Source organism: Kitasatospora sp. HUAS MG31, assembly GCF_040571325.1.
Taxonomy (GTDB): domain Bacteria; phylum Actinomycetota; class Actinomycetes; order Streptomycetales; family Streptomycetaceae; genus Kitasatospora; species Kitasatospora camelliae.
In genome coordinates this window covers 4,672,264-4,691,453 of record NZ_CP159872.1, presented here as the reverse complement: position 1 = coordinate 4,691,453, position 19,190 = coordinate 4,672,264, and the positions used below count along the sequence as shown (strand labels likewise).

22 protein-coding genes are annotated in these 19,190 nt (G+C 74.5%); 9 read left to right on the top strand and 13 right to left on the bottom strand.

Annotation, left to right across the window (positions count from 1 at the left end; genetic code table 11):
* Window positions 1-40: 40 nt before the first annotated feature.
* Entirely contained in the window at window positions 41-1,201 is a 1,161-nt protein-coding gene (locus ABWK59_RS21280; RefSeq protein WP_354642203.1) for an Mrp/NBP35 family ATP-binding protein, read from the top strand.
* Between the two features lie 161 nt (window positions 1,202-1,362).
* Complete coding sequence (locus ABWK59_RS21275) at window positions 1,363-1,713, top strand: hypothetical protein (protein WP_354642202.1); 351 nt, start codon at window positions 1,363-1,365, stop codon at window positions 1,711-1,713.
* Window positions 1,714-1,726: 13 nt separating this feature from the next.
* On the opposite strand, the gene ABWK59_RS21270 is transcribed toward ABWK59_RS21275, so the two are convergent.
* From ABWK59_RS21270 to sigE, 4 genes are all read right to left on the bottom strand, one after another.
* Window positions 1,727-2,407: a hypothetical protein gene (locus tag ABWK59_RS21270; protein ID WP_354642201.1), complete on the bottom strand. Its 681-nt coding sequence runs from the start codon at window positions 2,405-2,407 to the stop codon at window positions 1,727-1,729.
* Between the two features lie 242 nt (window positions 2,408-2,649).
* Window positions 2,650-3,072, bottom strand: a complete 423-nt coding sequence (locus ABWK59_RS21265) for a sec-independent translocase (protein ID WP_354642200.1) — start codon at window positions 3,070-3,072, stop codon at window positions 2,650-2,652.
* A 189-nt stretch (window positions 3,073-3,261) separates the two neighbouring features.
* Window positions 3,262-4,185, bottom strand: coding sequence for an anti-sigma factor family protein (locus ABWK59_RS21260; protein ID WP_354642199.1), 924 nt, complete (start codon window positions 4,183-4,185; stop codon window positions 3,262-3,264).
* Window positions 4,182-4,898 carry an RNA polymerase sigma factor SigE gene (sigE, locus tag ABWK59_RS21255; protein ID WP_420492936.1) on the bottom strand — a complete coding sequence of 239 codons (717 nt, stop codon included), beginning with the start codon at window positions 4,896-4,898 and terminating at the stop codon, window positions 4,182-4,184. Before sigE ends, ABWK59_RS21260 begins: the two co-directional genes overlap by 4 nt.
* Window positions 4,899-5,176: 278 nt before the next feature.
* Here sigE and ABWK59_RS21250 point away from each other — a divergent pair, with 278 nt between their 5' ends.
* Window positions 5,177-5,854, top strand: coding sequence for an O-methyltransferase (locus tag ABWK59_RS21250; RefSeq protein WP_354642198.1), 678 nt, complete (start codon window positions 5,177-5,179; stop codon window positions 5,852-5,854).
* A gap of 101 nt (window positions 5,855-5,955) precedes the next feature.
* On the opposite strand, the gene ABWK59_RS21245 is transcribed toward ABWK59_RS21250, so the two are convergent.
* A complete protein-coding gene (locus ABWK59_RS21245) occupies window positions 5,956-6,123 on the bottom strand; it encodes a DUF3117 domain-containing protein (protein ID WP_014137929.1) in 168 nt (55 codons plus the stop codon).
* 292 nt (window positions 6,124-6,415) lie between these two features.
* On the opposite strand from ABWK59_RS21245, the gene ABWK59_RS21240 reads away from it, so the two are divergent.
* Window positions 6,416-7,216, top strand: a complete 801-nt coding sequence (locus tag ABWK59_RS21240; protein ID WP_354642197.1) for an enoyl-CoA hydratase/isomerase family protein — start codon at window positions 6,416-6,418, stop codon at window positions 7,214-7,216.
* Between the two features lie 36 nt (window positions 7,217-7,252).
* Here the strand turns inward: ABWK59_RS21240 and ABWK59_RS21235 are convergent, their stop codons facing one another.
* Window positions 7,253-7,819, bottom strand: a complete 567-nt coding sequence (locus ABWK59_RS21235) for a DNA-3-methyladenine glycosylase I (protein WP_354642196.1) — start codon at window positions 7,817-7,819, stop codon at window positions 7,253-7,255.
* Window positions 7,816-8,247: a DivIVA domain-containing protein gene (locus ABWK59_RS21230; RefSeq protein ID WP_354642195.1), complete on the bottom strand. Its 432-nt coding sequence runs from the start codon at window positions 8,245-8,247 to the stop codon at window positions 7,816-7,818. Before ABWK59_RS21230 ends, ABWK59_RS21235 begins: the two co-directional genes overlap by 4 nt.
* 159 nt (window positions 8,248-8,406) lie before the next feature.
* Here ABWK59_RS21230 and folP point away from each other — a divergent pair, with 159 nt between their 5' ends.
* Window positions 8,407-9,219 (top strand): dihydropteroate synthase, encoded by an 813-nt coding sequence (gene folP, locus ABWK59_RS21225; protein WP_354645039.1) that lies wholly within the window; start codon window positions 8,407-8,409, stop codon window positions 9,217-9,219.
* A gap of 53 nt (window positions 9,220-9,272) precedes the next feature.
* Here the strand turns inward: folP and ABWK59_RS21220 are convergent, their stop codons facing one another.
* Together ABWK59_RS21220 and dapE are read right to left on the bottom strand one after the other, a co-directional pair.
* Window positions 9,273-10,085 carry a TIGR00730 family Rossman fold protein gene (locus tag ABWK59_RS21220; protein ID WP_354642194.1) on the bottom strand — a complete coding sequence of 271 codons (813 nt, stop codon included), beginning with the start codon at window positions 10,083-10,085 and terminating at the stop codon, window positions 9,273-9,275.
* Window positions 10,086-10,198: 113 nt separating this feature from the next.
* Window positions 10,199-11,269: a succinyl-diaminopimelate desuccinylase gene (dapE, locus tag ABWK59_RS21215; RefSeq protein WP_354642193.1), complete on the bottom strand. Its 1,071-nt coding sequence runs from the start codon at window positions 11,267-11,269 to the stop codon at window positions 10,199-10,201.
* A 216-nt stretch (window positions 11,270-11,485) separates the two neighbouring features.
* On the opposite strand from dapE, the gene ABWK59_RS21210 reads away from it, so the two are divergent.
* Window positions 11,486-12,487: a hypothetical protein gene (locus ABWK59_RS21210; RefSeq protein WP_354645038.1), complete on the top strand. Its 1,002-nt coding sequence runs from the start codon at window positions 11,486-11,488 to the stop codon at window positions 12,485-12,487.
* Between the two features lie 315 nt (window positions 12,488-12,802).
* The gene (locus ABWK59_RS21205; protein ID WP_354642192.1) at window positions 12,803-13,435 is read left to right on the top strand and encodes a hypothetical protein; all 633 of its coding nucleotides are present in this window, start codon (window positions 12,803-12,805) and stop codon (window positions 13,433-13,435) included.
* 71 nt (window positions 13,436-13,506) lie between these two features.
* On the opposite strand, the gene dapC is transcribed toward ABWK59_RS21205, so the two are convergent.
* On the bottom strand, window positions 13,507-14,652 hold the full coding sequence (gene dapC, locus ABWK59_RS21200; protein ID WP_354642191.1) for a succinyldiaminopimelate transaminase: 1,146 nt from the start codon (window positions 14,650-14,652) through the stop codon (window positions 13,507-13,509).
* Between the two features lie 18 nt (window positions 14,653-14,670).
* Window positions 14,671-14,997 (bottom strand): ferredoxin, encoded by a 327-nt coding sequence (gene fdxA / locus ABWK59_RS21195; RefSeq protein ID WP_030061559.1) that lies wholly within the window; start codon window positions 14,995-14,997, stop codon window positions 14,671-14,673.
* A 127-nt stretch (window positions 14,998-15,124) separates the two neighbouring features.
* Between fdxA and ABWK59_RS21190 the strand changes: the two genes are divergently transcribed.
* Both ABWK59_RS21190 and ABWK59_RS21185 read left to right on the top strand, forming a co-directional pair.
* Window positions 15,125-16,144: a GNAT family N-acetyltransferase gene (locus ABWK59_RS21190; RefSeq protein WP_420492817.1), complete on the top strand. Its 1,020-nt coding sequence runs from the start codon at window positions 15,125-15,127 to the stop codon at window positions 16,142-16,144.
* 100 nt (window positions 16,145-16,244) lie between these two features.
* A complete protein-coding gene (locus tag ABWK59_RS21185) occupies window positions 16,245-17,159 on the top strand; it encodes a transglutaminase-like domain-containing protein (RefSeq protein ID WP_354642189.1) in 915 nt (304 codons plus the stop codon).
* Between the two features lie 92 nt (window positions 17,160-17,251).
* Here the strand turns inward: ABWK59_RS21185 and ABWK59_RS21180 are convergent, their stop codons facing one another.
* The gene (locus ABWK59_RS21180) at window positions 17,252-17,875 is read right to left on the bottom strand and encodes a response regulator transcription factor (protein ID WP_354642188.1); all 624 of its coding nucleotides are present in this window, start codon (window positions 17,873-17,875) and stop codon (window positions 17,252-17,254) included.
* A 49-nt stretch (window positions 17,876-17,924) separates the two neighbouring features.
* The gene (locus tag ABWK59_RS21175; protein ID WP_354642187.1) at window positions 17,925-19,190 is read right to left on the bottom strand and encodes a sensor histidine kinase; all 1,266 of its coding nucleotides are present in this window, start codon (window positions 19,188-19,190) and stop codon (window positions 17,925-17,927) included.

Genomic DNA, 19,190 nt, shown 5'->3' with positions numbered 1-19,190 from the left:
GGCGGGTCGGGGGGACGCCGCAGCGCCGTACCATCAAGGCATGGCCAACGAGACAGAGGTTGCGACCGGCGTGACGGAGGAGTCCGTCCGCGAGGCGCTGGCGACCGTCCACGACCCGGAGATCAACCGCCCGATCACCGAGATCGGCATGGTGAAATCCGTCGAGATCGCCGACGGCGGCGCGGTGCGCGTCGCGGTCTACCTGACCGTCTCGGGCTGTCCGATGCGCGAGACGATCGTGCAGCGGGTCACCGACGCGGTGTCGGCGGTCGCCGGGGTCGCCTCGGTCGCGGTCGAGCTGGACGTGATGAGCGACGAGCAGCGGCGCGAGCTCTCCCAGCTGCTGCGCGGCGGCGCCCCCGAGCGGGAGATCCCGTTCGCCAAGCCGGGCACGCTCACCCGGGTCTACGCGGTCGCCTCCGGCAAGGGCGGCGTCGGCAAGTCCTCGGTGACGGTCAACCTGGCCGCCGCGATGGCCGCCGACGGCCTGAAGGTCGCGGTGGTGGACGCCGACATCTACGGCCACAGCGTGCCGCGGATGCTGGGCGTCGAGGGCCGGCCGACCCAGGTCCAGGACATGATCATGCCGCCGGCCGCGAACGGCGTGAAGGTCATCTCGATCGGCATGTTCACCCCGGGCAACGCCCCGGTGGTGTGGCGCGGGCCGATGCTGCACCGCGCGCTCCAGCAGTTCCTCGCCGACGTGTACTGGGGCGACCTGGACGTCCTGCTGCTCGACCTGCCTCCGGGCACCGGCGACATCGCCATCTCGGTCGCCCAGCTGGTCCCGAACGCGGAGATCCTGATCGTCACCACCCCGCAGATGGCCGCCGCCGAGGTGGCCGAGCGGGCGGGCACCATCGCGCTCCAGACGCACCAGAAGATCGTCGGCGTGATCGAGAACATGTCGGGCATGCCCTGCCCGCACTGCGACGAGATGATCGACGTCTTCGGCACCGGCGGCGGCCAGACCGTCGCGGACGCGCTGACCCGCAGCGTTGGCGCCACCGTCCCGGTGCTCGGCTCGATCCCGATCGACGTCCGCCTCCGCGAGGGCGGCGACGACGGCCGCCCGGTGGTCCTCTCCAACCCGGAGTCCCCGGCCGGCTCGGCCCTCCGCACCATCGCCGGCAAGCTCGGCGGCCGCAAGCGCGGCCTCTCCGGCCTGTCCCTCGGCCTCACGCCGAAGAACAAGTTCTGATCCGTACGGCCCGGGGCCGTGTGCGGGGAGTCTCCCCGTGCGCGGCCCCTTGTCGTTGCCCGGCGGCGTTGCCCGGCGGCGGAACCCCGGGGGGGTGGGTGGGCGTCCCTGCGGGGGGGGGTGGCCGGGCCCGGGGTGGGTGGGCCGAAGGGGGAGGGGCCGTGAAGGGCTGTCTGATGGTGGGGCTGGTGCCGGTCTCGGCCCTGCTGCTGGTGATCGGCTACGCCGCGACGCTGGAGGCCGAGCAGCCGGACCAGTTCCCGGGGCTGCGGGACAACCGCGGCCCACTGGTGCTGATCGCGGTGGTGCTGAGCGCGGCGGCGGCGCTGGTCGCGCTGATCGCCGCCGCGCGGTCCTCCCGGCTGGTGCTGGCCACGGTCGGGACGGTCTGCGTCCTGCTGCTGGCTGGCGGCGTCCTGCGGGCGTACTCGGTGGCGCCGATGCTGGCCTGCCTGGGCCACAACGCGGTGGCCCGGGAGGCGGACGGCTCGTACTCCTGCGCCGACCGGTGAGGCCACCGGTGAGTCAGCGGCCGTTGTAGCCCGCGAGGTCGGGGACGGCGGTGAAGCCGACGCCGTACGCGCTCACGCCGCGGCCGTAGGCACCGAGCAGGACGCCCGGGGCCTCGCCGGCGAGCACCCAGCCGTACTCCGACTCGCGGTAGCGGAAGGGCTGCGGGACGCCGTTGACCGGGAGGGTGAGCGAGGACCAGGCCGGCCCTTCGAGGTCGTCGGCGAGGTCCCAGGCGAGGGCGGTCTGCTGGTCCAGCCAGTCCTGCCGCAGGGTCCGGTCCAGCTGGCCCGGCCAGGTGGCGGCGAGCAGGCCGGAGCCGGCCAGCCAGGCCGCCGAGGATGCGGAGGTGGCCTCCAGCGTCCCGGTGTTGTCGGCGCTGCGGCGCCCGGGCCGCCGTGCGACGGTCACCACCACGGCGAACCGGCGGACGTCCCGCACCTCGGCCTGCTTGGCGGGCTCGTCGCCGTGGCCGAGCGAGCCGTAGTCGACGGCGGCGGGCTCGCCGATCCGGCTGTGGCCGGCGCCGACCTGGCCGAGCCAGCGGCGGCCCGTCCAGCCCTCGTCGAGGCCGTACCACGGGAAGTCCGCGGCCAGGTACGGTGCCAGCGGGTCGACGGGCTTGGCCTGCGCGCCCACCACGGGCGTGGTGGCCGTCCCCGCGCCCGCCCCCACCGCACTACTCGTCGCGTCCATCCCGGACCTCCTCCAACCCGACGAACCGATCGGCTTTCGCCACAGCGCTCCATGGTGTCGTACCGGATGGCCCGGGACCGGCATCTCGGGGCCGAACACGGCCGAACGTGACGGAGGGCACGCCCGCGCCCCCGGCGCCCCACCACGGCGCCGACGGCATCCCTGCACCCTAGGCGGCCGGAACGCGAAGGCGCCCCACTCGGAGAGCGGGGCGCCAGGGGCACGGCGAGGGCGTACGGGCGTCAGGTGGCGTCCGGATCGAACGGCGGGCGCTCCCCGGTGGCGAGCGGCGCGCCGGAGCCGCCGGTCTTCGCGAGGCCGACGGCCGGGGTGGCGGCCGGGGCCGGCCGGGACGGCTCGTCGTTCAGCGCGGACGTGAAGTCCAGGCCGTCCTTGAGGTCCTTGAAGCCCAGCGGGTCCTCGTTGTCGCCGAGCAACTGCTTGCGGACGAAGGTCTTCGGGTGGAGGTCCTGGAACTCGAAGTCCTTGAACTCCGGGCCGAGCTCCTCGCGGATGTCCTGCTTGGCGCTGTCCGCGAAGGACCGGATCTTCCGGATGAAGCCCGTGGTGTCCTGGATCAGCTTCGGCAGCTTGTCCGGGCCGAAGATCACGATGGCCAGGATCACCAGCGTCACGACCTCAAGTGGGCCTATGTCTGAAAACACCTGAGCTCCCAGCGCCGGACAACGGTCTGTACAGAGTAATGGGCCCGGCCCGATTCGCGCCCCCCTCACCCCGTGAAGCGGGGGTGAAGTCCGCCCGCCCGGCGGCCCGCCGGCCGGCCTCCGGACGGCGCCGACCGGAGGCCGGGCAGCGCGGGGCCAGCCGGCCGTCGAGGCCGGCCGGCGCGGGGGTCAGCGGGGCAGGTGGCGCGGGTACCCGTCGGCCGCGGACTCCTGCTGGAACCGGAACGGCTGCGGCACGGCCGCGGGGGGCTGGTTGTTGGACATCGAGCGGTCCGACTGGTCGTACGGGAGCTGCGCGGTGACCGGGACGATCGCGTCGCCGCCGGGAACCCCGGCCGGGGTGACCGAGCGGTGCCGGTTCTCCCCCACCGACCCGGCCGCGCCGGTGGTGAACCCCACGCCGCCCAGCGTGACCGCGGCCACCGAGAAGGCGCCGGCCGCGGCGAAGACCAGTCGGCGGCCGCGCGCGGGAGCCGGCCGGAGCATCGCGGTACCGGCGAGCGCCGCCAGCGGACGGGGGGCCTCCAGCGGGCCGCCGCGGCGGCTCGCGAACGGCCGGGGCGGGGTCTGCCGGGCCCGCGGGTCGATGCCGGGTATCGGGGAGTCCGCCCCGAGCGCGCCGCCGCCGAACGTGGAGCCCGCGCCGCGCCCGAACGAGCCGCCGGTCAGCCGGCTGCCGCCGAGCGTGCCGGTGGCGGCGACCGAGCCGCCGCCCGGGCCGTCGCCGCGCTCGTCCTCCGGTGCGGCGGCGACCGCCAGCAGACGGGCCATCAGCATCGAGGAGGGGGCGGGGGTGACCGCCTCGGTCAGCAGGTGCTTGACCGCGCGGCCGGCGTCGGCCTCGGCCAGGCAGTCGGCGCAGGTCGCCAGGTGGGCCTGGACCCGCTCGCGCGAGTCGTGGCCGAGTTCGCCGTCCAGGTAGGCGGTCAGGCGGTCGCCGAGGTGCTCGTCGGGCGCGGGCTCGGCCGGGCGCACCGGGAGGGCCCGCAGCTCGGCGGACTCGCCCTGCTGCTCGCCCCGCTGCTGCTCAGCGCGCCGGGACAGCTGGGCCCATCGGGAGCGGCCCTGGGACTCCGGGCTGCGCTCGGTCATGAGCCCCTCCGGTCGGACTCACCGGCGAAAGGGCCGTCGGCTCCGACCGCGACCGGCTCGGCCGATCCGCCGCGCCGGGCCCGCCCGGGGGCGGTGTTCGGGGCGCGGTGCTTGAGGGCGGCCCGCAGGTGCGAGCGGCCGCGGTGGATACGGCTGCGCACGGTGCCGAGCTTCACGCCCAGGGTCGCGGCGATCTCCTCGTAGGAGAGGCCCTCGATGTCGCACAGCACCACGGCCGCGCGGAACTCGGGGGCGAGGGTGTCCAGCGCCTGCTGGACGTCGGCGTCGAAGTGGGTGTCGCTGAAGTGCTGGGCCGGGCTGGGCTCACGGCTCGGCAGCCGCTCGGCGGCGTCCTCGGCCAGGGCGTCGAAGCGGATCCGCTGACGGCGCCTCACCATGTCGAGGAAGAGATTGGTGGTGATCCGGTGCAGCCAGCCCTCGAACGTGCCGGGGGTGTAGGTGGACAGCGAGCGGAACACCCGGACGAAGACCTCCTGGGTGAGGTCCTCGGCGTCGTGCTGATTGCCCGTCAGGCGGTAGGCCAGCCGGTACACCCGGGCGCTGTGCGCCTCGACGATCTCCTCCCAGCTGGGAGGGGTCCAGCCCTCCGCGCCCGTGCCCTCGGTGAAGCTCGCCAGCACGGCGGCGGGCTCGGCCGCCGAGCCGTCGGCTGCGGTCGGCGTGTCCAGGGGGGAGTGCGCAGACTGGTTCATCACGGGCTTCGGCGTACGGGCCGACGCGGTGCCGCGGGGGTGCCGCCGCACAGGGACGTCGCCCTCGGCCACACCTCCTCGGTCGGCTCTTCTGCCCAGCAGGGCAACCACCATATCCACCTCACCCGTCGGATCCGGATAAAACCGATCGAACGCCCGTCTGCACGGCCGCCCGGCCCCCAGGACCGGGTGGTACGCACTCGTATCGGCGGTCCCGCTCTGGAACAACGGCCAGGCGTCGAACGCGGTTCCCGCCCGGACAGTAGTCTGTGGCTGAAATGTCGACATCAGGTCGGCATCCGGCGCTTCGGGGAGAGGCAGCCATCACCGAGTTCGGGCCCGAGCGCGTTGAACTCGCCGACACCTATGTCGGCGAGGACGCGGTGCTGACCTACGCCCGGGCCCTGGCGGCCAGGACCGGGATACGCGCGATCGGCCCGAGCGGCGGCGCCTGCCTGCGCCTGCTGGCCGCCGCGCTGGACGCCAAGGCGGTCGCCGAGATCGGCACCGGCACCGGCGTCTCCGGGGTGTACCTGCTGCGCGGCATGCGTCCTGACGGCGTGCTGACCACGGTGGACTCCGAACCGGTCCGCCAGCAGTACGCCCGCGAGGCGTACCACGCGGCCGGCTTCGCGCCCAACCGTTCGAGGTTCATCCCCGGCCGGGCGCTCGACGTGCTGCCCCGGCTCGCCGACGGCCAGTACGACCTGGTGTTCTGCGACGGCGATCCGGCCGAGTCGCAGTCCTACCTGGCGGAGGCGCTGCGGCTGCTGCGCCCCGGCGGGGCGGTCTGCTTCGAAGGGGTGTTCCAGGAGGGCCGACTGGCCGAGCCCGAGCAGAACGACCCGCAGACCCACGCGGTGCGCGAGCTGGTCCGGGAGGTCCGGGAGAGCGACCTGCTGCTGCCCGCCCTGCTGCCGGTCAGCGACGGCCTGCTCTGCGCGGTCAAACGCTGAACCCTGCCCCCGGGTGCCCCGGGAACGGCGAAGGGCCCGGATCCGTCCAGCGGAACCGGGCCCTCGCGCATCTCCAGGAGATGGGGGAACACCTGCTGCGGTCAGCCGCAGGCCTTCTTCAGCGCCTCGCCCAGTGCGTCTGCCTCATCGGGCGTGAGCTCCACCACCAGGCGTCCGCCGCCCTCAAGCGGAACTCGCATGATGATGCCCCGCCCCTCTTTGGTGACCTCGAGCGGGCCGTCACCCGTCCGCGGCTTCATGGCCGCCATGCTCGTTCCCCTTCCTGCAACCGCTCAGCTACGTACCGGCAGTCCGTCCACCACCGGCATCGAACGCTTTGATCGGAAGCCATTATCCCGCATGCGGCGGCCCGATGACCAACATCACTCTCTGCGCAAGCCCGTCCGGACGCGCCCGAATCGGCCGATTACCTGCCAGAAGCCGCATCACGACGGGCTACGACACGCTCCGGGAGGGTGCGCTACCTCACACTCCCCAGCCGGCCCCCGGCTCCGGCATGCTGACGAGCGACCTGTCCCACCACCCCCGGGAGCCCCCGCCATGACCGAACCCGTCGCCTACGAGCTCGACGGCCCGCTCGCCGTCATCACCATCAACCGCCCGGACGCCATGAACGCGCTGGACGTCCCCACCAAGGTGGCGCTGCGCGACACCCTGGTCGCGGTCGCCGCGGACGACGCCGTCCGGGCCGTGCTGCTCACCGGCGCGGGCGACAAGGCGTTCTGCGTCGGACAGGACCTCAAGGAGCACCTGGGGCTGCTGAAGCGGCAGGAGGAGACCGGCGAGGGCGCCCTGCGGACCGTCGCGGAGCACTACAACCCGCTGGTGCGGGCGCTGGCCGGGATGCGCAAGCCGACCGTCGCGGCGGTCAACGGGGTGGCCGCGGGCGCGGGCGCCTCGCTGGCCTTCGCCTGCGACTTCCGGATCGTCGCCGACACCGCTGGCTTCAACACCTCCTTCGCCGGGGTGGCGCTCACCGCCGACTCGGGTGCCTCCTGGACGCTGCCGCGGCTGGTCGGCCACGCCAGGGCCACCGAGCTGCTGATGCTGCCGCGGACCGTGAAGGCCCCCGAGGCGCTCACCCTGGGCCTGGCCACCCGGGTCGTGCCGACCGCCGAACTGGCCGGTGCCGCGCGCGAGTTCGCCAAGGAGCTGGCCGAGGGCCCGACGGTCGCCTACGGCGCGATCAAGGAGTCGCTGGCGTACGGCGCCTCGCACTCGCTGAGCGAGCTGCTGGACAAGGAGGACGAGCTGCAGACCCTGGCGGGCACCAGCGAGGACCACCGGATCGCGGTCCGCGCCTTCATCGCCAAGGAGAAGCCGGTCTACCTGGGGCGCTGAGGCACCTCCCGGAGCGGCCCGGAGCCCGCGCGGAGGTCAGCGGGCGTGGCAGTCGGCCAGGTGGTCGTTGACCAGGCCGCAGGCCTGCATCAGGGCGTACGCCGTGGTCGGGCCGACGAAGCGGAAGCCCCGCTTCTTGAGCTCCTTGGCCAGCGCCGTCGACTCGGGCGTCACGGCCGGCACCTCGTCCAGCGTGCGGGGGGCCGGCCGGCCCGGGTCGGCGGCGTACCGCCAGACCAGCTCGTCCAGGCCGCCGTCCAGGGCCAGCGCGGCCCCGGCGTTGGCCAGGGTGGCCTCGATCTTGGCGCGGTTGCGGATGATGCCCTCGTCGGCGAGCAGCCGCTCCACGTCGGCGGGGCCGAAGGCGGCCACCTCGGCGATCACGAACCCGGAGAACGCCGTCCGGAAGTTCTCCCGGCGGCGCAGGATGGTGATCCAGGACAGTCCGGACTGGAACGCCTCCAGGGAGATCCGCTCGAACAGGGCGTCCTCGCCGTGGACCGGGCGGCCCCACTCGGTGTCGTGGTACGTCCGGTAGTCCTCGGTCGAGTCGCCCCACCCGCAGCGGAGCAGCCCGTCGGCGCCGCGGACGGCCCCGCTCACCGCTCCCCCGTGCGGTCCTGCGTCTGCTCGCCGGCCGGGTGCGCCGGCTGTGCGGCGGCGTGGTCGACGACCTTGGCGAACTCCTCCAGGCCGGGCAGCGGCTCCTCGTCGGCCTCGCCCGCGGCCCCGGCCTCCACCGCGCCGCGCAGGGCGGCGGCGGCCTCCAGTTCGGCGATCCGGGAGTCCCGGTGGGCGAGCTCGGCACCGAGCCGGTCCAGGACGTCGTCCACCTCGTCCATGCGGTAGCCGCGCAGCGCCATCGGCAGCCGCAGCGCGTCCACGTCGTCGCGGCTGAGCGGGCGCTCCCGCGGCAGCCGGGCCCAGATGCGGTCGTGCTCCGCCTCCGGGAGCGAGCCGCCGCCACCCAGCGCCACCAGGGCGGCGCCGCCGACCACCACGGCCATCGCCGCCACGATCACCCAGAACACGAGCTGTCCTCCGTCTGTCCCCGGTCGGCCCCGGTACTGGTGGGATCATGGTCCCCGAGTAGGCCGGGGCCCATCATCGCACCCGGGCGAGCTGTGGAGGAGACACCGGTGGCACTACGCCTTGGCCCACGGGAGTTCGGCGACGACGAGCTGGTGATCATGGCCATCGTCAACCGCACCCCGGACTCCTTCTTCGACCGCGGGGCCACCTTCGCGGACGAGGCCGCGTTCGCCGCCGCGGACCGGGCGGTGGCCGAGGGCGCCGCCGTCCTGGACATCGGCGGGGTGAAGGCCGGCCCGGGCGAGGAGGTGACCGTCGAGGAGGAGCTGCGCCGGACGGTGCCCTTCGTCGCCGAGCTGCGCAAGCGCCACCCCGGGGCGGTGATCAGCGTGGACACCTGGCGGCACGAGGTCGGCGAGGCGGTCTGCGAGGTCGGCGCCGACCTGCTCAACGACGCCTGGGGCGGGGTGGACCCGCGGCTGGCCGAGGTCGCCGCCCGGTACGGCGCCGGGCTGGTGTGCACCCACGCCGGCGGTGCCGAGCCGCGTACCCGGCCGCACCGGGTGGGATACGAGGACGTGATGGCCGACATCCTGCGGGTGACGGTCGGGCTGGCCGAGCGGGCCGTGGAGCTGGGCGTCCGCCGGGACGCGGTGATCATCGACCCGGGCCACGACTTCGGCAAGAACACCCGGCACTCGCTGGAGGCCACCCGTCGGCTGCCGGAGATGACCGCGACCGGTTTCCCGGTGCTGGTGTCGCTCTCCAACAAGGACTTCGTCGGCGAGACGCTGGACAAGCCGGTCCAGGAGCGGCTGCTGGGCACCCTGGCCACCACCGCGGTCTCCGCCTGGCTGGGCGCCCGGATCTACCGGGTGCACCAGGTCGCCGAGACCCGCCAGGTGCTGGACATGGTGGCCTCGATCCGTGGCACCCGGCCCCCGGCGGTGGCCCGCCGGGGACTGGCCTGACCCCGGCGGCGGCAGCCGTACCGGGCCGGGGCCGGCCCCCGCGCACCGCGGGCTCAGATCTCGGAGCCGTTGGGCCGGCGGCTCTCCTCCAGGATCTTCAGCACCTCGTCCACCTCGTCGGTGACGTGGAACAGCTCCAGGTCGTGGGGGGCCGCCTTGCCCTGGGCGACCAGGGTGGTCCTCAGCCACTCCACCAGGCCGCCCCAGTACGCGCTGCCGAAGAGGATCACCGGGAACCGGGTGACCTTCTTCGTCTGAACCAGCGTCAGCGCCTCGAACAGCTCGTCCAGGGTGCCGAGCCCGCCCGGCAGCACCACGAAGCCCTGGGCGTACTTCACGAACATCGTCTTGCGGACGAAGAAGTACCGGAAGTTCAGACCGAGGTCGACGAACTCGTTGAGGCCCTGCTCGAAGGGCAGCTCGATGCCGAGCCCGACCGAGAGACCGCCGGCGTCCGAGGCGCCGCGGTTGGCGGCCTCCATCGCGCCCGGGCCGCCGCCGGTGATCACCGCGTACCCGGCCTCGGCGAGGGCCCGGCCGATGGCCACGCCGGCGGCGTACTCGGGTGAGTCGACCGAGGTCCGGGCCGAGCCGAAGACGCTGATGGCGGCGGGGAGTTCGGCGAGCGCGCCGAAGCCCTCGACGAACTCCGAGGTGATCCGCCAGACCCGCCAGGGGTCGGTGTGCAGCCAGTCGGTGGGGCCGGTGGTGTCCAGCAGCCGCTGGTCCGTGGTGCTGGTGCCGACCTGGTCGCGGCGGAGGAGGACGGGGCCCTTCTGCTTCTCGGGCCAGGGCTTCTTCCGTTCGGGCGCGCCGACTTCCTCGGGGCCGTGCCCGTAGTGCTTGTCTTCTCCAGTGGCTGTCATGACGAAACCCTACGCCCGGGCCCCCGGCTTTCCGGGGAACCCGGGGCGAACCCCCGGTGCCCCGTGGGTGCCCGGGGGATGCCGGGCACGCACGACGAACGCGGGGGTGGCGGTCAGCCGAGCCAGGCGCGCAGCCGGGCCTCGGTCTCGGCGATGGCGGTGAGGGAGCAGTGCTCGTCCCGCTTGTGGGCCAGGTTGGGATCGCCGGGCCCGTAGTTGACGGCCGGGACGCCGAGGGCGCTGAACCGGGCGACGTCGGTCCAGCCGAACTTGGCCCGCGGCTTCCCGCCGACGGCCGCCAGGAAGTCCCGGGCGGCGGGCTGGGCCAGCCCCGGCAGGGCGCCCGCGGCGCTGTCGGTGACGTCCACGTCGAAGCCGGCGAACACCTCGCGGACGTGGTCGGCCGCCTCCTCGACCGTGCGGTCCGGGGCGAACCGGAAGTTCACGTGGACCACGCACTCGTCCGGGATGACGTTGCCGGCCACCCCGCCGTCGATCCGGGTGGCGTTGAGGCCCTCGCGGTACTCCAGGCCGTCGATCTCCACCCGGCGCGGCTGGTACTCGGAGAGTCGGCGCAGCACCTCGACGGCCTTGTGGATGGCGTTGTCGCCGAGCCAGCTGCGGGCGGAGTGGGCCCGGGTACCGGTGAGCTTGACGTCGGCGCGCAGGGTGCCCTGGCAGCCGCCCTCGACGGTCGCGCCGCTGGGCTCCATCAGCACGGCGAAGTCGGCGGCCAGCCACTCGGGGTGGGCGGCGGCCAGCCGGCCCAGGCCGTTGCGGGAGGCCTCGATCTCCTCGCAGTCGTAGAAGACGAAGGTGAGGTCGCGGTTGGGCTCGGGCAGGGTGGCGGCGAGCCGCAGCGCCACGGCGACGCCGGACTTCATGTCGGAGGTGCCGCAGCCGTAGAGCAGGTCGCCCTCGACGTAGCTGGGCAGGTTGTCGGCGATCGGCACGGTGTCCAGGTGGCCGGCGATCAGCACCCGCTCGGCGCGGCCGAGGGTGGTGCGGGCGACCACGTTGTTGCCGAACCGGTCGACGGTGAGGTGGGGGTGGGCCCGCAGCGCGGCCTCGACGGCGTCGGCGAGCGGCTGCTCGTCGCCGCTGACGGAGGGGAAGTCGACGAGTCGGGCGGTCAGCGCTCCGCCGTCGATGGTCAGGTCGAGGGGCGCGTTCGGGCTGCTCATGGTCGCCCACCCTATCGAGCCGCGGCCCCGGGCACCCGCAGGTCGGCCCGTGCGCCCCCGCCCGGCGGCGACCCCCGGGAGGGCTGACGGGGGGTACGAACGGCACCGGCCGGGGACGTGGCGCAGATCGCGGCAACCGGTACGGACGTACAGCCGTCCGAGTGGGTACGGTGTCGCGAGCGGCGGGTTGGGACGAGAGGAGCTGCGGTGGCCGGGATGGCGGACGGCGGGCAGGGCGGCACCGCCGCGGCGGTGCGACGCGGGCGGCCGGTCCGGCGGCTGCTGGTGGGCCTGCTGGCGCTGGCCACGGTCGGCGCGCTGATCGTGTACCTCAACCGGGACAAGCTGTCCCCGCTGCCGCCGGAGGGCTGCAAGATCACCACCGTGGCCGGCGGCGGCACCCTGGACCTGGCGGCGGCCTCCAACGCGGCCACCATCACCGCGGTGGCGCTCTCCCGCGGGCTGCCCGAGCGGGCGGTGACCATCGCGCTGGCCACCGCGATGCAGGAGTCGAAGATCCACAACCTGGAGGGCGGCGACCGCGACTCGGTGGGCCTGTTCCAGCAGCGCCCGTCACAGGGCTGGGGCACCATCGACCAGATCAAGGACCCGGTCTACGCGACCAACAAGTTCCTGGACGGCCTGGTGAAGGTGCCCGGGTACGCCCGGATGCCGCTGACCGACGCCGCCCAGCAGGTGCAGAAGAGCGGCTACCCGCAGGCGTACGCCAAGCACGAGACCAACGCGACGCTGGTGTCCTCGGCGCTGACCGGCCGGGAGCCGGCCGCGCTCAGCTGCGTGGTGCACGACCTGGCGGCGCCCACCGCGGAGCCCAGCCCGACGGCCGCGCAGCAGCCGGCCGCGCAGGCGTCCGCCGCGCCGCAGCCGACCGACGTGTCGGAGCGGGTGAAGCGGGAGTTCGGCAAGGTGGTGGCGGTGTCGCCGGTCGAGAAGGCGGCGAAGGACCCGCGGTCGGTGCTGGCGCTGGTGCCGCAGCCGACGGCGAGCGCCGACTCCGGGCCGGGCGCGACCCGGCAGGTCGGCTGGGCGCTGGCGCAGTGGGCGGTGGCGCACGCGCAGGAGCTGGGCCTGGGCACGGTCGGGTACGACGGCAAGGTGTGGCGGGTGGACCGGCCCAACGACGGCTGGAAGGCGCAGAGCGAGGGCGCGCCGGTGGACCGGGTGCTGGTCAGCATCGGGGCTCCGGTCAAGAAGTGACGGTCCGCCGCTTGACGGACGGGTGAGCGGGTTACCACCCACCGGGTGATTCGGGTCCATCCGGGTTTACCCCGGCGGACGGGTTTCCGCCGCTCCTCACGGGTTCGACACGGTTCCGTGCGCGCCGTGCCCGACAAGGGAAGTGACGATTCTGCGGACACTCCCCCGGAGGTCGGAATATCCGGGATGTCCGAAAAAGGATCGTCTGATCTTTGCGCACTCTTTACCTTGACTCGCCGAAACCTTCTCGCTCCCCTAGCGGTAGTACACGTCGTCCGCCCGGCGGACCGCCGTCCCCTATCCCTGAGGAGCACCATGTCCTTCCCCCTCACGCGCCGGATCGCCCAGGCCGCGCTGGTCGTCGCAGCCGGTACGGCGCCGCTGGTCGCGGCCGGGTCCGCCGGCGCCACCGAACTGGTGCCGCAGACCGACCTGGGCACCGGGGTGACCAAGCTCGCCGATGCCCCCGCCCCGGGGTCGTCGGTGCAGGGAGCGGCGCAGGAGGTCGGCCACGTCGTCGGCACCACCGGCGCCGCGGCCCTTTCGGCCGGCGGTCCGGCCGCGAGCAACGCCCGCGACGCGGTGGCGCACCCGCTGCCCGGCGCCGACCGGGCGCTCGGCGAGCTGGGCGGCCCGGCCATGACCGAGAAGGTCCTGCCGGCCACCCGGTCCGCCTCGGCCTCCGCCCCGCTCGGCACGGTGGGCAAGGGCCTTCCGACCGGCGGCCTGACCCAGAACCTGCCCACCGACACCCTGGCCCCGGTGGCCGGCCCGGTCTCCGGTGCCACCGGCGGCATGGTCGACCAGGAGGCGGAGGGCCGGCTCGGCGGCGCGCCGGGCCTGGGCTCCAACCCGGTGGACAGCCTGCCGCTGTCCGGCGGGCTGCTGAACGGCGGCCTCGGCGGCGGCGCCCTGGGCGGCCTGGGCGGCCTGCCCAAGCTCGGCTGACACCGGTCGGACGCACGGAGGAGGGCCGGGGATATCCCCGGCCCTCCTCCCGTTCGTCGTACCGGCCCGGATCAGCGGGTCAGCCGCTCCACGGCCGCGGCCACCCGCTCGTCGGTGGCGGTGAACGCCACCCGGACGAACTGCGCCCCGGCCGGACCGTAGAAGTCGCCCGGGGCGACCAGGATGCCCAGGGCGGCCAGCTCGGCCACGGTCTCCCAGCACGGCCGGTCCTGGGTCGCCCACAGGTACAGGCTGGCCTCGGAGTGCTCGATCCGGAAGCCGTACGCCTCCAGCGCCGCCCGCAACGACGCCCGCCGCCGCGCGTACCGGTCGCGCTGCTCGGCGACGTGCGCGTCGTCCGCCAGGGCCGCCACGGTGGCCGCCTGGACGGGCGCCGGCACGATCATGCCGCCGTGCTTGCGGACCTCCAGCAGCTCCCTGATCACCACCGGGTCGCCGGCCACGAAGGAGGCCCGGTACCCGGCCAGGTTGGAGCGCTTGGAGAGCGAGTGGACGGCCAGCAGGCCCTCGTGGTCGCCGCCGCACACCGAGGGGTGCAGCACCGACGCCGGGTCGGCCTCCCAGCCCAGCTCCAGGTAGCACTCGTCGCTGACCAGCAGCACCCGGTGCTCCCGGGCCCAGGCCACCGCCCGGCGCAGCTCCTCGGCGGAGAGCACCCGGCCGGTCGGGTTGGACGGGGAGTTCAGCCAGAGCAGCCGGACCCGGGTCGGGTCCAGCTCGTCCACCGAGCCGTACTCCACCGGCTCGGCGCCGCACAGCCGCGCCCCGACCTCGTACGTCGGGTAGGCGAGCCGCGGGTAGGCGACCTGGTCGCCGGGGCCGAGACCGAGCTGGCCCGGCAGCCAGGCCACCAGCTCCTTGGAGCCGACCGTCGGCAGGACGGCCTCCGGGCCGATGTCGGCGCCGACCCGGCGGCGCAGCCAGCCGGCGATCGCCTCGCGCAGGTCGAGCGGGCCCCACACGGTCGGGTAGCCGGGCGTGTCGGTGTGGGCCGCCAGGGCCTTCTGGATCACCTCCGGGACCGGGTCCACCGGGGTGCCGACCGAGAAGTCGCAGAGCCCGCCCGGGTGGGCGAGGGCGGTCTTCTTGTACGGCTCCAGCTTGTCCCAGGGGAAGACCGGCAGGAGGTCGGAAACGCGGCGCGCCGCCCCCGGGTGGCCCGGGAACGGCGCTCGCGTGCTGTCGTTGGTGCTCACAGCTTCAGTTGCCGCCGATCAGTGGTCGGCGTTCTGCGGCGGGAGGGCCGCGATGAACGGGTGGTCCCGCTCGATGAGGCCGAGCTTGGAAGCACCACCGGGCGAGCCGAGGTCGTCGAAGAACTCGACGTTCGCCTTGTAGTAGTCCTTCCACTCCTCCGGGGTGTCGTCCTCGTAGAAGATGGCCTCGACCGGGCAGACCGGCTCGCAGGCGCCACAGTCGACGCACTCATCCGGGTGGATGTAGAGGGAACGCTCGCCCTCGTAGATGCAGTCGACCGGGCACTCTTCGATGCACGCCTTGTCCTTGACGTCGACACAAGGCTGCGCGATGACGTAGGTCACGCTGTCGTTCCTCCTCGGAAGGGCTGCCGCCCTACTGTTTGTCTGGCGCGCGGGTGAGCGCGGCGTCGTCGATGCCCGCCCCTAGTATCGCGGGTCTGGGACCGCAAATGCACAGGAGGTGCCCTTGATGCCGGGTGGAACTCCCGCGACGGACCGCCCGGAGGTCCGTCTGGACCGCTCTGACGTGGGACGACGGGTCTCCGTACGCCGACTTTCGGAGGTCGTGGACGGACGTCCGGTGTTCCGTGATGTGATCGGCGTGCTCGAATCCTGGGACGATCACGGCCTGACCGTGGTCCCGCGCAACGGCGAGGCGGTCACCTTCCCGGAGGACCTCCTGGTCGCGGGCAAGCCGGTACCGCTGTTCCCGGCCCGGCGGGTGCCCCGGCCGGAGGCCGGCCCCGGCGAGCTGATGGCGGTGGCCGCCCGCGGCTGGCCGGCCGTGGAGCAGGAACGGCTCGGCGACTGGACGCTGCGGGCCTCCGCCGGGTTCACCCGGCGGGCCAACTCCGTCGCGGCCACCGGCGATCCCGGCCTCCCACTGCCCGCAGCCCTGGAGGCGGTGCGCGACTGGTACGGGGCCCGCGGCCTGCCCGGGTACCTGGAACTGACCGGCGACTCCCCCGCAGGCCTGGACGCCGAACTCGACCGGCTGGGCGCCGAGTATGCCCCGACCCTGCTGCGGACCGCCGCGCTCGCCCCGCTCGCCCGGGCGGCCCGGGAGCCGGCCGGCGGGGCCGAACGGGTGCGCCTCGCCCGGACCGCGGGAGCCGAGTGGACGGCGCTGTACCGCCGCGTCTCCGGCGACCCGGCGACGGAGGAGGCGGCCCGACGGGTGCTGCACGGCGGCCCCTCGGTCTGGTTCGCCACCGCCCGGGCCGGCGACGGCACCCCGCTGGCCATCGGCCGGGTGGCCGTGGACGGCGTCTGGGCGGGGTTCGGCGCCGTCGAGGTCGCGCCCCACGCGCGCCGGACCGGCCTCGCCACCACGGTGATGGCGGTCCTCGCCGCCCGCGCCGCCGAGGAGGGGGCGACCGGGGCGTACCTGCAGGTGGAGGCGGACAACGGGGGCGCGATCGCCCTCTACGACCGGCTGGGCTTCACGACCAGTCACACTTACCAGTACGCCCGCCTCCCGCGGCGGTAGTCTCCGACCTCCGCATCACCCTGCACCACCCCGCAGCATTCCGCCCCGGCCCCCGGAGCGGACCCGTTCCGACCTGAGACCCGTACCGACGAAGGCTGCTGTGACCGAGCAGAGCAGATCCCGCTTCCGTACCGAGGCCCGGGCCGAGCACCCCGATCCGGTGCTGCTCTGCCTGCTCGCGGCGGCCGAGCACACGCTCGGCCCGGCGTCCGGCGCCGTGCAGATCGGCATCCCGGCGCCCGCCGGGAGGTCCGCCGAGGCCGAGGAGCCGCCGACCCTCCAGGCGCTGCTGGCCGCCTGCCAGGCCGCGCTGGACCGGCACGCCTCCGCCGTCCGGCGGGCGGTGGCGGAACGGCGGCCGGCCGGACCGGAGGAGACCGCGGCCCTGATGGCGGCGGTGCTCGGCGGCCGGGAACGGTTCCACGGCACCCCGGCCGACTACAAGCGGCTGGAGAGCTCGCTGCTGCCGGACGTGCTGCGGCGGCGGCGCGGGCTGCCGATCATGCTCTCGCTGGTGTGGAGCGCGGTGGCCGCCCGGGCCGGGCTGACCGTCCACGGGGTGGCGCTGCCCGGGCACTTCATCGTCGCGGTCGGCGGCCCCGCCGGGGGCAACGAGTACGTGCTGGCCGACCCGTTCCACGGCGGGCGGCTGCTCGACCTGCCGGACGTCGAGGCGCTGGTGAACGCGAGCGGGCACCGGTTCGGCCCGGAGATGCTGACGCCGGCGCAGCCGCTGGACATCGTGCTGCGGGTGCTCGGCAACATCCGCAGCTGGGCCGCCGACCGCCCGGAGCACGCCCGCACCCAGCTCTGGGCCACCGAACTGGCCCTGCTGCTGCCGCGGCACCCGGCCCAGCTCCGCCTGGAACGGGCCGAACTCCTGGTCCGGATGGGGGACTTCCTCACCGGGGCCACCGAGATGGACGGCTACGCCACGATCCTCGACGCCTTCGACCCGGACGCCGCCGCCCGCGTCCGCCGCGAAGCCCGCGCGGCCCGCCACCGGCTGAACTGACGTTCACGTCGCGGGGGGGCGGAGGCCGGGAGGTACCCCCGCGCGCCCCTAGTGGTTGACCGGTTTCCTCGGTTGCCCCGGGGGCCGGGCGGCTAGAGCCAGCCCTTTTCGCGGGCGATGCGGACCGCCTCGGCGCGGTTGCGGGCGGCGGTCTTCTGGATGGCCATCGACAGGTAGTTGCGCACGGTCCCCTCGGAGAGGTGGAGCCGCCGGGCGATGTCCGCGTTGACCGCGCCGTCCGCGGCCGCGGCCAGCACGTCGCGCTCCCGGGCGGTCAGCGGGTTGGCGCCCTCCGCGAGCGCGGCGGCGGCCAGCGTCGGGTCGATCACCCGCTCCCCCCGCAGCACCCGCCGGATCGCCTCGGCCAGCTCCGCCGCCGGCGCGTCCTTGACCAGGAAGGCGTCCGCCCCGGCCTCCATGGCCCGCCGCAGGTAGCCGGGCCGGCCGAAGGTGGTGGCGATGACCACCTTGGTGCCGGGCGAGCGCCGTCTGACCTCGGCGGCGGCCTCGATGCCGGTCATCCCGGGCATCTCGATGTCCAGGACCGCGACCTCGACCGCGTGCGCCGCCACCGCGTCGGCGACCTCGTCGCCCCGCGAGACCTGTGCCACGACCTCGATGTCGCCCTCCAGTCCGAGCAGCGCGGCCAGCGCCTCCCGCACCATTCCCTGGTCCTCGGCCAGCAGCACCCGCACGGCCCGTGTTCCCTCCGTCATGCGGCCAGCCTAGGGGCCGCTCCTGTGGCGGACGCCACCCGGTGCGGCCTCACGATCCGTCAACTGCCGTCGTGCCGCCGGGTGCGGCCACCGGGGCGAGGGGGACCAGCGCCCGCAGCCGGAAGCCCCGGCCGCGCGGCCCGCTGCCGGACTCCAGCCGGCCGCCGACCAGTTCCAGCCGCTCGGCCAGGCCGGAGAGCCCGTTGCCCGGGCCCGCCTTGCCGGGTCCGCGGCCGTTGTCCACCACCTCCAGGACGGCGTACCGGTCGCCCTCGCCCTCCCAGGTCTCGTCCACGGTCACCGAGCAGACGGTGGCCCCGGCGCCGTGCCGGACCACGTTGGTGACGCCCTCGCGCAGTGCCCAGGCCAGTGCCCCGGCCTCCTCCTCGCCGAGTCCGGGCCGGCCGTCGGCGACCGCCGGGTCGGCCTCCAGCTCGATCTGGGCGGTGGCGAGGGCGGTCCGGGCGCCGGCCAGTTCGACTCCCAGGGTGGGCCGCCGGAAGCCGCTGACCGCCGAGCGGACGTCGGCCAGCGACTCCCGGGCGACCTTCTCGATGTCGGCGACCTGGGCCCGGGCGGCGTCCTGCCGGCCGGCGTCCATCAGCCGCCCGGTCAGCTCGCTCTTGATGGCGATCAGCGAGAGCGAGTGGCCGAGCAGGTCGTGCAGGTCGCGGGCGAGCCGCAGCCGTTCCTCGGAGGCGGCGAGGTGGGCGACCGTGGCCCGGGCCTCGCGCAGCTCGCGCATGGTGGCGACCAGCCGCTGCAGGCCGTTCATCGCCAGGCCGGAGAGCAGACAGGGCACCACCACGGCCAGCATGGTGTCGGCGTCCGCGTGCACGGCGACCGCCACGGCCAGGGTCACCGCGGTGAGCGCCAGTACGCCGTACACCCCGCGTTCCGCCGGCAGCACCACGGCCACGCAGACCGAGGTGTAGGTGAACAGGGTCAGCCACGCCGGTCCGAGGGTGAAGGAGGTGACCAGCGCGAGCGTGAACATCAGCACCGGCGGCACGTACTTGCCCCACCAGCCGGCCGGCCGGGTCGAGCGCAGCGCGACCAGGCTCCAGTAGCTGAGCAGGAAGACCACCAGCGCCGTCCAGCCGGCGACGGCGGCGGCGGCGCCGTGGCCGCCGCGGACCAGGTCCTCCACCGGGTAGATCAGGAAGACCATCCACAGCGTCATCCAGCAGAGCTTCACCAGCAGCTGCCGGCGGGTCTCCACGGGAGCGCCGGGGATGTTCCCGAACGAGCGGCGGCCACCCCCGCCCTCCTCGCCGGACGGGCCCCGGCCGCGGGCCGGAATGATCTTCGCCAT